This window comes from Runella sp. R0.1_18, assembly GCF_057652155.1.
Genome location: NZ_JBYFCK010000004.1, coordinates 22,959 through 36,004, shown reverse-complemented (window position 1 = coordinate 36,004; position 13,046 = coordinate 22,959). Strand labels below are relative to the sequence as shown.

The 13,046-nt window shown below is 45.1% G+C and carries 12 protein-coding genes and 1 riboswitch; of the genes, 3 read left to right on the top strand and 9 right to left on the bottom strand.

Features of this window, described 5'->3' with window-relative positions; translation table 11 throughout:
- Positions 1–108: 108 nt before the first annotated feature.
- Positions 109–705, top strand: coding sequence for a phosphatase PAP2 family protein (locus AC23P2_RS08095; protein ID WP_487772722.1), 597 nt, complete (start codon positions 109–111; stop codon positions 703–705).
- Positions 706–767: 62 nt separating this feature from the next.
- Positions 768–863: riboswitch (TPP riboswitch) on the top strand.
- The gene (locus AC23P2_RS08090; RefSeq protein WP_487772721.1) at positions 854–3,307 is read left to right on the top strand and encodes a TonB-dependent receptor; all 2,454 of its coding nucleotides are present in this window, start codon (positions 854–856) and stop codon (positions 3,305–3,307) included. It overlaps the preceding riboswitch by 10 nt.
- 26 nt (positions 3,308–3,333) lie before the next feature.
- Here AC23P2_RS08090 and AC23P2_RS08085 read toward each other — a convergent pair whose 3' ends face one another.
- Together AC23P2_RS08085 and AC23P2_RS08080 are read right to left on the bottom strand one after the other, a co-directional pair.
- Entirely contained in the window at positions 3,334–3,750 is a 417-nt protein-coding gene (locus AC23P2_RS08085) for a putative toxin-antitoxin system toxin component, PIN family (protein WP_487772720.1), read from the bottom strand.
- On the bottom strand, positions 3,747–4,007 hold the full coding sequence (locus tag AC23P2_RS08080; RefSeq protein ID WP_487772719.1) for a hypothetical protein: 261 nt from the start codon (positions 4,005–4,007) through the stop codon (positions 3,747–3,749). The genes AC23P2_RS08085 and AC23P2_RS08080 overlap by 4 nt, the downstream gene beginning before the upstream one ends.
- A gap of 201 nt (positions 4,008–4,208) precedes the next feature.
- Between AC23P2_RS08080 and AC23P2_RS08075 the strand changes: the two genes are divergently transcribed.
- The gene (locus tag AC23P2_RS08075) at positions 4,209–4,496 is read left to right on the top strand and encodes a 2TM domain-containing protein (protein WP_487772718.1); all 288 of its coding nucleotides are present in this window, start codon (positions 4,209–4,211) and stop codon (positions 4,494–4,496) included.
- A gap of 80 nt (positions 4,497–4,576) precedes the next feature.
- On the opposite strand, the gene pruA is transcribed toward AC23P2_RS08075, so the two are convergent.
- From pruA to AC23P2_RS08040, 7 genes are all read right to left on the bottom strand, one after another.
- Positions 4,577–6,208 carry an L-glutamate gamma-semialdehyde dehydrogenase gene (pruA, locus tag AC23P2_RS08070; RefSeq protein WP_487772717.1) on the bottom strand — a complete coding sequence of 544 codons (1,632 nt, stop codon included), beginning with the start codon at positions 6,206–6,208 and terminating at the stop codon, positions 4,577–4,579.
- 68 nt (positions 6,209–6,276) lie between these two features.
- Positions 6,277–8,370 (bottom strand): prolyl oligopeptidase family serine peptidase, encoded by a 2,094-nt coding sequence (locus tag AC23P2_RS08065; protein ID WP_487772716.1) that lies wholly within the window; start codon positions 8,368–8,370, stop codon positions 6,277–6,279.
- Positions 8,371–8,501: 131 nt separating this feature from the next.
- Positions 8,502–9,062: a YceI family protein gene (locus AC23P2_RS08060; RefSeq protein ID WP_487772715.1), complete on the bottom strand. Its 561-nt coding sequence runs from the start codon at positions 9,060–9,062 to the stop codon at positions 8,502–8,504.
- Between the two features lie 37 nt (positions 9,063–9,099).
- Entirely contained in the window at positions 9,100–9,717 is a 618-nt protein-coding gene (locus tag AC23P2_RS08055) for a hypothetical protein (RefSeq protein WP_487772714.1), read from the bottom strand.
- Positions 9,718–9,843: 126 nt separating this feature from the next.
- Complete coding sequence (locus AC23P2_RS08050; RefSeq protein WP_472487228.1) at positions 9,844–10,296, bottom strand: hypothetical protein; 453 nt, start codon at positions 10,294–10,296, stop codon at positions 9,844–9,846.
- 572 nt (positions 10,297–10,868) lie between these two features.
- Positions 10,869–11,318: a nuclear transport factor 2 family protein gene (locus AC23P2_RS08045; RefSeq protein WP_487772713.1), complete on the bottom strand. Its 450-nt coding sequence runs from the start codon at positions 11,316–11,318 to the stop codon at positions 10,869–10,871.
- 10 nt (positions 11,319–11,328) lie between these two features.
- Positions 11,329–13,041 carry a GMC oxidoreductase gene (locus AC23P2_RS08040; protein ID WP_487772712.1) on the bottom strand — a complete coding sequence of 571 codons (1,713 nt, stop codon included), beginning with the start codon at positions 13,039–13,041 and terminating at the stop codon, positions 11,329–11,331.
- Positions 13,042–13,046: the final 5 nt, after the last annotated feature.

The following is a 13,046-nucleotide window of genomic DNA, read 5'->3' as shown; positions in this document are numbered from 1 at the left end:
CGATCACCTAAACTTGGAAAGTCTCTCCTAATCGCAAAACAAGACTTTCCAAGTTTCTGAAATTAACGATAATCCAAACTTGGAAAGTCTCTCTAAACACCACATTAGTTGAAAAAGCTCTTTTTATTTTGTTGGCTAATTGCCTCACAGCTCAACGCCCAAACGCTTGATTCTCGTCTTTTGGAACAAGTATATGGTTCACCACAACCTACCGACGTTCGGTTTGAAAAATTCATTTCTTCTACCACTACGCCCATCGGACTCGGCATTCCTGTAGTTTATTTAGCCTCTGGTTTTGCCACCAAAAACAAAACCTTACAACAGCACGGCTGGCACGCATTGGGAAGCTTTGTCGTGGCAAGTTCTATTACCCAAATCACCAAACGAATTGTATTACGAGAACGACCATTCGTTGCTGAACCTCAGCGCTTTACCGCACGTATTCCAGAAGAAGACATCAACTATTCTTTCCCCTCAGGGCACGCGACAACGGCCTTCAATGCCGCTACTACCCTCACCCTGCATTACCCAAAATGGTACGTAGCGGTTCCTGCCTACGCTTGGGCCAGTGCAGTGGGATATTCACGTATGAGATTGGGACTTCACTATCCAAGCGATGTCTTGGCGGGAGCAGTAACGGGTGCTGCAAGTGCATGGCTGACGTACAAAATCCAGCAAAAATGGCTACGTCGGAAAGCAAAATAGTGCACATATTTGCATTTTTCTAAGTTATGCGCTTACCTTTGCGTTGCTTTTGCGCAAAAGCATATCTCAAAAAGGGGTGCCCCAAAATAACGGGCTGAGATCATACCCTAAAACCTGATCTGGGTAATGCCAGCGGAGGGAAGTTACAATGCGAAAATTTACATCTTGGTTTTTGGCCCTAGCAACGGGAGTGTTGCTTTGCGTGCCTGCACTCGCCCAACTTAGCGTTTCGGGCAAAATCGTTGACGCGGAAGACGGAAAACCTTTGCCAGGAGCTACGGTTCGGGCAGGGAGTTTTCGGGGAACAGTCACAAACGAAAAAGGCGAGTTTTCTCTCAAAGATTTACCTAAAGACACTGATTTATTGGAGGTTTCGTACGTTGGCTATGAAGCTAATTTTATTAAAGTTCAGGACATTAACAAAGTAATCAAACTCCAAAGAAGCACTTTCAACACCGACGAAGTCGTCATCAGTGCGACGCGTGCCAACGCAAAATCGGCGGTGGCTTTCACCAATGTTGGCAAACTTGAACTCAGTAAACAAAATCTCGGCCAAGACCTTCCTATCTTGCTCAATTTCACGCCGTCGCTCGTTACTACCTCCGACGCAGGTGCGGGAGTGGGCTACACAGGAATGCGCATCAGAGGAACGGATGCAACGCGTATCAACGTGACTATCAACGGCATTCCATACAATGACGCCGAAAGCCAAGGAACCTTTTGGGTCAATATGCCCGACTTTGGCTCGTCGGTTAGCAGCGTTCAAATCCAACGGGGTGTCGGAACATCCACCAACGGGGCTGCCGCCTTCGGAGCTACCGTAAACGTCAACACCAACGAATTTAGAAAAGAAGCCTACGCTGAAATCAATAATTCGATAGGTTCGTTTAACACCCTCAAACACACTGTATTGGCAGGAACAGGGCTTATCAACAACCACTTTACATTGGATGCCCGTTTGTCTAAAATTGGCTCGGATGGCTTTATCGACCGTGCCAAATCTGATCTGAAATCATTTTATCTATCGGGAGCTTATTTTGGCAAAAAAAGCTCCGTTCGTCTCAATGTATTTTCGGGACGAGAAATCACGTATCAAGCGTGGGAGGGAATACCAGAAGCTCGCCTCAAAGGTGACCGTGAAGGAATTTTAGCCTACATCGATCGCAACGGTCTCAACGAGCGTGACGCCCAAAACTTGCTTAACTCCAACAGCCGCACGTACAATTTGTACCTCTACGACAACCAAGTGGATAACTACCAACAAGACCACTACCAATTGATTTCGTCGCATACGCTGTCTAAAAATTGGACATTTAACCTCAATGGCTTTATGGTCAAGGGGCGTGGTTTCTATGAACAGTACCGCGATAATGACCGATTGAGCAACTATAAACTACCTGACGTATTGGTGGGCAACCAAACCATCAGCAGAAGCGATTTGGTGCGTCGCCGTTGGTTGGACAACTCTTTTTATGGAACTACTTTTTCGTTGGATTACAATAGTTTCAAAAAGCTTACTGCCAACATCGGTGGAGGATGGAACCAATACGACGGAAACCACTTTGGCGAAGTTATTTGGGCACGCTATGCCAGCAACAGCAGCATTCGTCAGCGCTATTACGAAAACGTAGGGCTAAAAACGGACTTTAATCTTTACGGAAAAGTATATTATCAGCTTACTGAAAAGCTAAACGTATTTGGTGATGCCCAACTTCGTACCATAGGCTATTTTGTAAAAGGAGACGATAATCAACGCCGTCAGCAAAACCACGACGTCAACTACAGCTTCTTCAACCCCAAAGCGGGCTTGACCTACCAAGTCTCCGAAAGCAGCACGGCTTTTGCTTCATTTAGCATTGCCCACCGCGAACCTAACCGCGATGACTTTACCGAATCAACCCAACAGATTCAACCCAAACCCGAGACTTTACGGGATTTGGAACTAGGCTATCGTTTTCAGAAAGGTCGTGTAGCAGCGTCAGTTGGTGGTTATTATATGAATTATAAAAACCAATTGGTGGTTTCGGGACAATTGAACGACGTAGGCAATCCCATCAAAATCAACGTCCCTGAAAGTTACCGTGCAGGGATTGAAGTAGAAGCTGGTGCGCAGCTAAGCAAGCAATGGAAATGGAACGTAAACGCAACATTTAGCCGCAACAAAATCAAGAATTTCACTGAGTACGTCATCAACTACGACGACGAAAACGGCGGCTATCAAGTGACGAATCATGGCAACTCAACCATCGCTTTTTCACCCAACGTCGTGGTAGGCAGTCAATTGGTCTTTACACCTGCTAAGAACCTTGAATTGGCGTTATTGACCAAATACGTAGGAAAACAGTACCTCGATAACACCTCCAACGAGGCTCGCCGCTTGGACGCGTATTTCACCAATGACCTTCGTTTAGTGTATCGCATTAAACCTAAGTGGTTGAACGAAATCACGATAAGTGCGCTGGCCAACAACGTTTTCAATGAGTTGTACGAATCGAACGGCTACACGTATAGCTACGTCATTGGTGGGCAAACTACGACCGAGAATTTCTACTACCCACAAGCTGGGCGAAATTTCTTAGTGAGTGTAGGGTTGAAGTTTTAGGGAGGCTGAAACTTAGCTACTCCTGCTCAAATTGATTTTAGAATCTGTTTAAATTCCTTAAATGATACAATAGGAACAGGCGGAAATAAATCTTTTACTTTCAGAAGATTACGTATATGTCTATCATCTGAAACGAGATAATCAGCATTTACCCCGATGGCACAATCTACAAACTTGTTGTCGTCGGGGTCTTGTTCGACTAATTGCCATTTATAAGAGGGTTCATATCGTAAATGATTCGCAGAAGTTAAAAGTGAGCTCATAACAAAATCTGCGGTAATACTGCTAAACTTCTCACCTACCTGCTCAGTATATTCTTCAATAATTTCATTACTTAACACCCAAATAAACTTCTCTGACATAAAAGCGTGATAAAGCCATTTATTACGTCCTTTAGAGGGTATTGCTGCCAAAAAACCATTCGTATCCACAACCACTTTCATGATTTATTTCTCAGATTTTTAAGCGCATCAGTGCGGCTTTTTTCATTTAACTCACGAATCTCTTCATCAAGCTGAGAGATCGTTTTCCCTTTGGTTTTCATAGCCATATCGGCTTCTTGTTCAGCCTTTTGAAAAAAATACTGAGTAAGTACATTTCGTACCTTTACTAATTCTTCCTCTGGCAAATCTATTTCGAATAATTGAAGCAACATTGCTTGCCCATTAGTTAATTTGCGCGGGTTGGATGCTTGTACCATAGTTTATTTTTTAACAAAAATACAATTTCTTACAAAGAAGTTTACTTCATCCCTACAACAAAAAACTCCATCTGCTCAAACCTACGCTTCGTCGGGAAAGAGCTGGTAGCTTGGCTTTTGGGCTATACCTTTGAATCATCAAAACAGCCAGAAAACGGTAAAACAGTTAACTAATCTAAACTATAAACATCCTTTACAACCATGAACACTAACATGACTTCCGCCAATCAAAACAACTACGATGAATTTTTGATGAAAGCTGCTCGTCGTCGGGTAGGCTTCCAGACGCACGCGTTTGTTTACCTTGTCGTAAACTCTTTTATTTCAGCACTTTGTTTATTTTCTGACGGCAAACTCCCTGCGGGTTTGTGGCTGTCGTGGGGCTTTGGACTAGCCATTCACGGCATCGTCGCCTACTTTTCCTTCGACGCTAGAAAAGCGACCGAACGTGAATATGAAAAGCTACTCAGAGAGAAGAAAATCGACTAAACAGACTTGGAGAGTGGGTCGGGTTGTGAGCAACCCGACCCACGCAGACTGGGGTTCTGAGCAACCCCAAGCACGTATTTTTATGCCTCTCCCAAGAAAGAATAACGGTAATCAGTAGGTGAAACAAACGTTTCTTTAACGGTACGTGGAGATACCCAACGCAATAGGTTCAAAATCGACCCTGCTTTGTCATTCGTTCCTGACGCTCTCGCCCCACCAAAAGGCTGCTGTCCTACCACGGCACCCGTTGGTTTGTCATTAATGTAAAAGTTACCCGCCGCATTCACCAATTTCTTGCTGGCAAACTCAATGGCATAGCGGTCTTGCGCAAAAATAGAACCCGTCAACGCGTAAGGCGATGTCGCATCTACCAATGCCAATGTCTCTTCAAATTTCTCTGGTTCATAGACGTAAATTGTCAACACGGGGCCAAAGATTTCTTCGCACATCGTCGTGTAGTTCGGGTCAGTGGTTAGGAGTACCGTAGGTTCGACAAAATACCCCTTCGATTTGTCACAATTTCCCCCCGCAATCACCGTCACACGCGAGTCGTTTTTGGCATTATCAATGTAAGCAGCAATTTTATCAAACGATTTCTCGTCGATAACGGCATTGACGAAATTGGAGAAATCTTCGGTACCGCCCATTTTTATCGTCGCGAGGTCTTCAACCATGTAGGTTTTGATACTTTCCCACAAATTAGATGGCAAATACGCCCGCGACGCCGCCGAACATTTTTGGCCTTGGTATTCAAACGCTCCGCGTACCAATCCTACCGCCACCGCTTTGGCATCAGCCGACGAATGCGCTACGACAAAGTCCTTTCCTCCTGTTTCGCCCACAATTCTTGGAAACGATTTATAACGTGGAAGATTATCGCCAATCGTTTTCCAAATGTGCTGAAACACTTTTGTACTTCCTGTAAAGTGGATTCCAGCAAAGTCAGGGTGACTAAAAATGACATCGCCTGCTACGGGGCCGTCCACGTAAATAAGATTAATAACGCCGTCGGGTAAGCCTGCTTCTTTGAATACTTTCATCAAAACGTTGGCCGCATACACTTGCGTCAAGGCAGGTTTCCACACGCATACGTTGCCCATAAGCGCGGCCGAAGTAGGCAAGTTACCCGCAATCGCCGTAAAGTTGAACGGCGTCAACGCAAACACAAAGCCTTCGAGCGGTCGATGCTCCAAACGATTCCAGATTCCATCCGACGACTGAGGTTGCTCTTTATAGATTTGTGAAGCGTAATAAACGTTAAAACGAAGGAAATCAATCATTTCGCAGGCCGAGTCAATCTCGGCTTGGTACGCATTTTTTGACTGCCCAAGCATGGTAGCAGCGTTGATTTCGGCGCGGTAAGGCCCTGCCAACAAATCAGCTGCTTTTAGGAAAATACTGGCACGATGTTCCCAGCTTAAATCCGCCCACTTTTCACGGGCTGCCAAAGCCGCATCAATCGCTTTTTGAACGTGCGAAGCATCCCCTAACGAATAATACCCAAGTACGTGCTGGTGGTCGTGAGGAGGCGTGACCGCGTATCGGTCGTTGGTCATAATTTCCTCACTTCCAATGTACATTGGAATATCTATTTGTTTGCTCCGTGCGTCTGCCAATGCTGCTTTCAAGGCCGCCTTTTCAGGCGAATTTGGCGCATACGATTTGACAGGTTCGTTTTTGGGCGTTGGTACATTAAAAAATCCAGTAGCCATGATTCTATTTGGTTTTCAGTTTTTTATAAAAAGTCCATGGTCGATAGTCCATGGACTGTAAACTCCATTTACTTCCACGTTAGTCCCATATTTTGGAACATAAACGCGTACGTATCGGCAGTAGTTTCAAGGGCTTTTTTGGTATTACTTGCACCGTGGCCGCTGTTTACATCCACCCGAATCAGCAGAGGATTAGTGCTACTTTTCCCCGCCTTTTCTTGCAACTCAGCGGCGTACTTAAACGAGTGAGCAGGTACTACTCGGTCGTCGTGGTCGGCGGTAGTTACGAGCGTGGCAGGATAATTCACTCCTGTTTTGATGTTGTGCAAAGGTGAATACGCATACAACGCTTTGAATTCTTCGGCGTTGTCACTGCTGCCGTAATCGGCAATCCAGTTCCAGCCAATCGTAAATTTATGAAAGCGGAGCATGTCCATTACCCCTACGGCAGGAAAAGCTACTTTGCACAAATCAGGACGCTGGTTGACGACCGCCCCTACCAACAAGCCCCCGTTAGACCCTCCTTGCAATGCCAAACGCGCCGATGAAGTGTATTTTTCTTTGATTAGAAACTCAGCCGCAGCAATGAAATCATCGAATACGTTTTGCTTTTTGAGTTTCATTCCCTGCTTGTGCCATTCTTCGCCATACTCACTTCCTCCGCGTAAGTTGGCTTGGGCATATACACCTCCTTGGTCCAAAAACGGCATTCGCGTTGGACTGAATGAAGGCGTCAAGCTAATGTTAAAGCCACCGTATCCGTACAAAATCGTAGGGTTAGTACCGTCTAATTTCAAGCCTTTTTTGTACGTGATAAACATTGGCACTTTTGTACCATCTTTGCTGGTATAAAAAACTTGTTTGGTTTCGTAGTCGGTAGGTTTGAAACTCACCTCAGGCTCGCGGAACACGGTGCTTTTCTTGGTCGCAATGTCGTAGCGAAAAATGGTAGGCGGATAATTGAAAGAAGTATAGGTATAAAACACAAACTTATCGTCGTTTTCGCCCCCAAAACCACCTGCCGAACCTAAGCCTGGCAACGGCACTTCGTTTTCCAATTGGCCTTTCATATTATAGACATAGACACGCGTTGTCACATCTTTTGAATAAAGGGCAAACAACTTACCTCCCGCCGTACCGACACCTGTCAATGGTTCTGGTTTTTCGGGCAAAAACGGTTTCCACTTTTTGGTAGCGGTTTCGTAAAGCATTACTTTTTCGTTGGGGGCATTTTCGTTGGTATTAATCAAAAATCCACCCGCCACGTTGTCAACTACGCTATAACTAAAGTTGGCAATTTCGCTCACGATTGGCGTAAACTCCTTTTGACCTTTGGCCCGATAAAACAACGCATTCCCGTCTTTTCCTTTTCCACGATCTGAGAGATTTAGGAAGGCAAACTGCTCATCTTCACTCACATACACCCCGTGAAAACGCTGTAAGTTTACTTTATCTTCATAAACCAATTCGTCAGCAGCTTGTGCGGTTCCAACTTTGTGGTAAAACACTTGGTGGTTTTCATTTTTGGCCGCCAACGCGCTTCCTTCGGGTTTGGGATAGCGGCTGTAGTAGAAGCCATCGCCCTGCCAAGAAGCCCCCGATACTTTTACCCACTCAATTTTATCAGAAAGCATTTGAAGGGTTTTCATGTCCATGATTTGGTATTCTTGCCAATCAGAACCTCCTTTTGAGAAGCCACAAACGGCATAATTCCCATTTTTAGACAAGTTAAAAACTGTCAAACGCGTAGTTCCATCGGCCGAAAGTTTGTTAGGATCCATCACCAATTCAGGCGTGCCGTTTAGCCCTTTCTGGCGATATAGTACCGATTGATTTTGCAAGCCGTCATTTTTGTAGAAATAAAAATATTCGCCTTTTTTTCGAGGAGCCGAATATTTTGGATAATTGTAAGCTTTTTCTAAATCACTGAATATCTTTCCCTTGAACGGGATTTTATTCAAATACGCAAAAGTCACTTCGTTTTGGGCTTTTACCCAAGTGCCTGTTTCGGCCGAGCGATCGTCTTCGAGCCAGCGGTACGAGTCAGTTACTTTGGTCCCGTGGTATTCATCCACGTGATCTACTTTGCGGGTGGTTGGGTATATCATTTGGGCGGAAGCTGTGGCGGACAATAACGCCAAGACTAGAAAGGATTTGGACATGAGAGACTGTTAGGTTTTTGATTAGTGTTGACGAAATGAAAGTGTCGAGCAAAAATAGAAAATGTCGCCCGCTTGTTAGCAGACGACACCAAAAAATCTTGCTTTGACAACTTTAAAGTCAACACATAAAGCTACTGCGTCCGAAACGTAAACGAAAAATGAATAGTGATTTCGTCCTGAATCTTCACAAAAAGCAATGAAGGCCGATCGACTTTAAACTCCGATAACTTCACAGGAAAAGCCCCTTCTACTCGAATGGTATTGCCTTCAGTATAGGTCTTTGTGGTGATTGCCATTGGTTTGGTAACACCGTGGAAGTTTAGGCTTCCGTTAATGATTAAATTTGATTCACTTTGCGAGAGCTGGGCACTGGTAAAGTTGATTTTAGGATACGTCAGTGCTTCGAGTGCTTCCAAAGCGTGCGAGTCACGGTTGGTATTCCGACTGTCGAACGCCATCACTTTGGCACTAATGGCTACGGTTTCGAGCTTGGCCTTTTCTTCGTCGTAAGTCACGACGCAGTCCACATCGCGGCAAACCGCTTTCCACGAATGAAGCGGATGTTTTCCTTCGTAGCTAATCCACGAAGTAGTTTTGTTACTAAACAATTTTCGTTTGAGAGCTCTAGGCCCAAACGTAAAGCCCGATAGCAACCCGATGGCTACCAAGGCATATAATGGTATATTTTTCATACAAATACGCACGGTTAGGTAAAAAACAAAAAACCAATCAACGAAACTGAAAAACCAAAATGCTGGTCGTGAAAGCCCCCACTGTCGTGTAGGCCACGGCACGGTGTAGGGGTTTTAATTCGGGATTTTTTGAGATTTGATGCCCTAAAACGTTGGTACCTATCATCCCAAGCAAGTGTACCATTGCCAGCATTCGGTGCACTTTGGCACTGCTAAACCCTCGCCGATGCACAATGGCAGAGGGGGCAGTGAGCGCCATCGTAGCGGTAAGGGTATAGCCAATATTCACGCCTTTGGCAAGAGCGCGGTGCGTAGCGCGCAGGTCATCGCTGTAATTTTTGTACATTTTTCCTCCGACCACTCCCTGCGCAATCATCCCCGCAAACGTAAGTAAGCCCGCTGCTTGGTGAATGTTGAACATCGTCCGCCTGATTTTAAATTCTTTTTGGCGATTTTGTCGATTAAGCGGAATCCAATGACGCATCAGGCCATGATGCCCCCAAAGCATTTTTTGGGTAAAAATCATTTTTTGGGGAAGTAGAACGGGAGATTGTAAACTGTCTTTGATGTCCACCAGGAGTGTGTCGGTCAGACTGAGTTGGGCGTAGGCGCTGCTTGTCAGGCATAGCAATGCCAGAAGTAACACTTTTCTCATAAGTTTTCAATTAAGTAGGGTAGTAAAATATATGTAGCTACATCTACGTAAAAGAAAGCGTTATGGATGCGTCGGAACAAAAAAAGCCGCACTTTCTGTGCGGCTTAGCGAATGCTTTTTCAAATCCTAAGGAGATACCAAGGCGTAATTATTGATTGTTCCGCCTGTTTTTTGGCTGGCAGTTGTACGAGTAAGTACCAGTTCTGTTTCAGAAGCCGAATTAATCGTAAACTGAATCGTGCCCGAAGTCCCTGTAGGTTGAGGCGTCAAACTTTTGAGAGTCAGCGTATTTCCAGCTGCGCTTTCTTGTACTTCCCACTGACCTGTAAAAGTATTTCCGTCAAATTCTTTGTAAGAAACGGCAGTTGGGCTGCTCAAGTCCAAACGAAAGTTTACGTATCCCGCTTTGGCATTACTAGCTCCACCTTTGGTATAAACCGTAGTCGAACCCTCTTTCACCGTCTGGGCACTCCAAACTCGTCCTATAATTTCGCTGAGAGGTTTGGCATTGGGTTTGCACCCCGATAATAGGAAAATACCTACCACTGCAGCTCCTAAGAATGTACAAATGCGTGTCATGTTTTCTGTGCTATGTTTTAAAAACAACCGTGTCTTTCTACCTCAATACATACAAAACCTAAGCCAAAGCTTAAATATTGCGCCCGAATATCAGTTTTTTTTGAAAAATCTGCAAGTTTTTGCGGTAAAAGCTACGTTTAACCACCTATTTTGTATGGTTTAGCCTTGGTTTCAGTCACGGTCTAACTATCGTCTGACCTTATTTCTGGCTTCCTTTGTGTTACGGTCTGACTATCGTCTGAGCTTCTTTCTGGCTTCCTTTATGTCACGGTCTGACTATCGTCTGACCTTATTTATGGCTTTCTTTGTATCACGGTCTGACTACCGTCTGACCTTATTTTTGGCTTCCTTTGTATTACGGTCTGACTATCGTCTGAGCTTCTTTCTGGCTTCCTTTGTATTACGGTCTGACTATCGTCTGAGCTTCTTTCTGGCTTCCTTTGTATTACGGTCTGACTACCGTCTGACCTTATTTTTGGCTTTCTTTGTGTTACGGTCTGACTATCGTCTGACCTGGGTTTTAGTAAAGACGCAAACGGTAGGTTTTGGGTTGTAATTACTCAAAAAATAAATCAAGGCATTCGCAAGGACTGCCAACTCACCATTTGCCAACCTACTTTGTTTTTGACATATACATCTGTAAATCGAAAGCGCGTATTGAGCTGTTGGCCATTACTAAGCACTTTTGCCGCGCACATGCCCGTGATGACGGCGGTTTTACCATAAACACGTACCTTCAAATCTTCAGGTATCATTTCTTGATAAGTAAGTTTCCCATCTTTGATGGATTGAACAAACGATGTTTTATTGTCAATGAGGCCATTTGAGTGGCAATAGTATAAGTCTTCGGCAAGTACTTTGTCGAGATAAGCATAATCTTTGTTTACCAAGGCAGCAAAACGTTCTTTTTCAATGGTGGCGACGACAGTTTCGGTCGAAGTTTGCGACCAAACCACGTAGCTTTTGCATACCCAAAGCGTCAGTAAGGCTGCTATTAGGGTAAAACGAGAGATGGTTTTCATAAGAGATGGTTTATAAATTTTTCTTTTTTAATTCTGCAACGGCATGATTAGCCGCTCGTGCCGTAAAGGCCATAAACGTCAACGAGGGGTTTTGGGTACTAATGGAAGTCATCGCGGCACCATCGGTGACAAACACGTTTTTGCAAGCATGAAGCTGATTCCACTTATTCACCAGCGACGTCTTAGGATCAGCACCCATTCGGATACCTCCCATTTCGTGGATATCTAACCCAGGCGACTGTTTGGTATCAATCGTCCGAATGTTTTTACAACCTGCTTTGGTTAGCATTTCAACGTTGGTTTCCCAAAAATGTTTTAGCATTTTTTCATCGTTATTATCGTAGCCAACTGACGTAATTAACTGCGGAATACCGTACTTATCTTTTTTATCTTGGCTCAAACGCACGTGGTTTTCAAACTTGGGAATGGTTTCTGCCTGAATCTGCACAGACAAATGCCATGGGCCAGGTTTTGCATTAGCTTCTTTCCAAGCCGCCCCAAAACCTTCTTCGCCAGCGGCGCTTCCCCAGCCGCCTCTTGCAGCGCTCATCGCTACTAAATATCCCCGTAAAAAATCTGTTTCTTGTTTGTGTACATTTTGATAGCGTGGCATAAAACCCGACGTTGGTCGCCGACCGAAGTAATATTTATCTTCAAATCCGTCGATGTCGGCATACACATGCCCTCGATAATTATGAAAAGCTACATAGTGCCCCAAAATACCGTTATCATTGCCCAAACCATTCGGAAAACGATTAGAGGTTGAGTTGAGTAAAATTTGATTGGAGGCCAAACAAGAGGCATTTAAAAAGACAATTTTTGCGTAATACTCGATGGTTTCAAGCGTATTGGCGTCCACAATGCGTACGCCTTTGGCTTTTCCTGCTTTTTCATCATAAATAATAGAATGTACGACCGAGTGCGGACGAATCGTCAGTTTACCCGTTTTACGAGCGGCAGGCAATGTGGCCGACTGCGAACTAAAATACGCCCCAAACGGGCAGCCACGGTAACACAAATGCCGCGCCTGACACTGCGCCCGTCCTAGAGCAGTATGCCAAGGTTGCGGTTTGGTCAAATGCGCGCATCGACCGATAATCAAATGGCGGTCAGTATAGTGTTTTTTGAACGACTGCTGAAGGTGTTTCTCCACGCAATTGAGCTCCCACGGAGGCAAAAACTCGCCGTCGGGTAGCCCTTCAAGTCCGTCTTTATTTCCCGAAATTCCCGCAAAACGTTCTACATAACTGTACCAAGGCGCGAGCTCGTCGTAAGTGACAGGCCAAGGCACCGCAAAGCCATCGCGGGCGGGGCCTTCAAAATCGTATTTGGCCCAGCGCTGCACCTGCCGCGCCCACAGCAGTGATTTTCCACCTACCTGATACGCCCGAATCCAATCAAACGGTTTTTCTTGGATGTAAGGTTGTTCGTCATCTTTGGTAAAAAACTGTTGCGTGGCCTCATCGAGTGCATAACAGCGGCTTACAATCGGATTTTTTTCCCGAAACGAAGGCGGCAGCCGATTGTGGTGTGGCAGTTCCCACGGGTTTTTCATGGCCGTAGGATAATCGGTGATATGATCAACGTTGCGTCCTCGGTCGAGCACTAAGGTACGAAGCCCCTTTTCGCACAACTCTTTGGCCGCCCATCCCCCCGAAATCCCCGAGCCAATCACGATGGCATCGTACTGGTTTTCCTGCTTGGCATCAATGTTGAAGTACATAGTGT

Excerpts from the sequence above, each read along its gene's own strand:
- AC23P2_RS08085 (WP_487772720.1), bottom strand. The coding sequence starts at position 3,750 with ATGAAAGTGGTTGTGGATACGAATGGTTTTTTGGCAGCAATACCCTCT.
- AC23P2_RS08060 (WP_487772715.1), bottom strand. The coding sequence starts at position 9,062 with ATGAAAAATATACCATTATATGCCTTGGTAGCCATCGGGTTGCTATCG.
- AC23P2_RS08090 (WP_487772721.1), top strand. The coding sequence starts at position 854 with ATGCGAAAATTTACATCTTGGTTTTTGGCCCTAGCAACGGGAGTGTTG.
- AC23P2_RS08040 (WP_487772712.1), bottom strand. The coding sequence starts at position 13,041 with ATGTACTTCAACATTGATGCCAAGCAGGAAAACCAGTACGATGCCATC.
- AC23P2_RS08045 (WP_487772713.1), bottom strand. The coding sequence starts at position 11,318 with ATGAAAACCATCTCTCGTTTTACCCTAATAGCAGCCTTACTGACGCTT.
- AC23P2_RS08080 (WP_487772719.1), bottom strand. The coding sequence starts at position 4,007 with ATGGTACAAGCATCCAACCCGCGCAAATTAACTAATGGGCAAGCAATG.
- pruA (WP_487772717.1), bottom strand. The coding sequence starts at position 6,208 with ATGGCTACTGGATTTTTTAATGTACCAACGCCCAAAAACGAACCTGTC.
- AC23P2_RS08050 (WP_472487228.1), bottom strand. The coding sequence starts at position 10,296 with ATGACACGCATTTGTACATTCTTAGGAGCTGCAGTGGTAGGTATTTTC.
- AC23P2_RS08055 (WP_487772714.1), bottom strand. The coding sequence starts at position 9,717 with ATGAGAAAAGTGTTACTTCTGGCATTGCTATGCCTGACAAGCAGCGCC.
- AC23P2_RS08075 (WP_487772718.1), top strand. The coding sequence starts at position 4,209 with ATGAACACTAACATGACTTCCGCCAATCAAAACAACTACGATGAATTT.
- AC23P2_RS08065 (WP_487772716.1), bottom strand. The coding sequence starts at position 8,370 with ATGTCCAAATCCTTTCTAGTCTTGGCGTTATTGTCCGCCACAGCTTCC.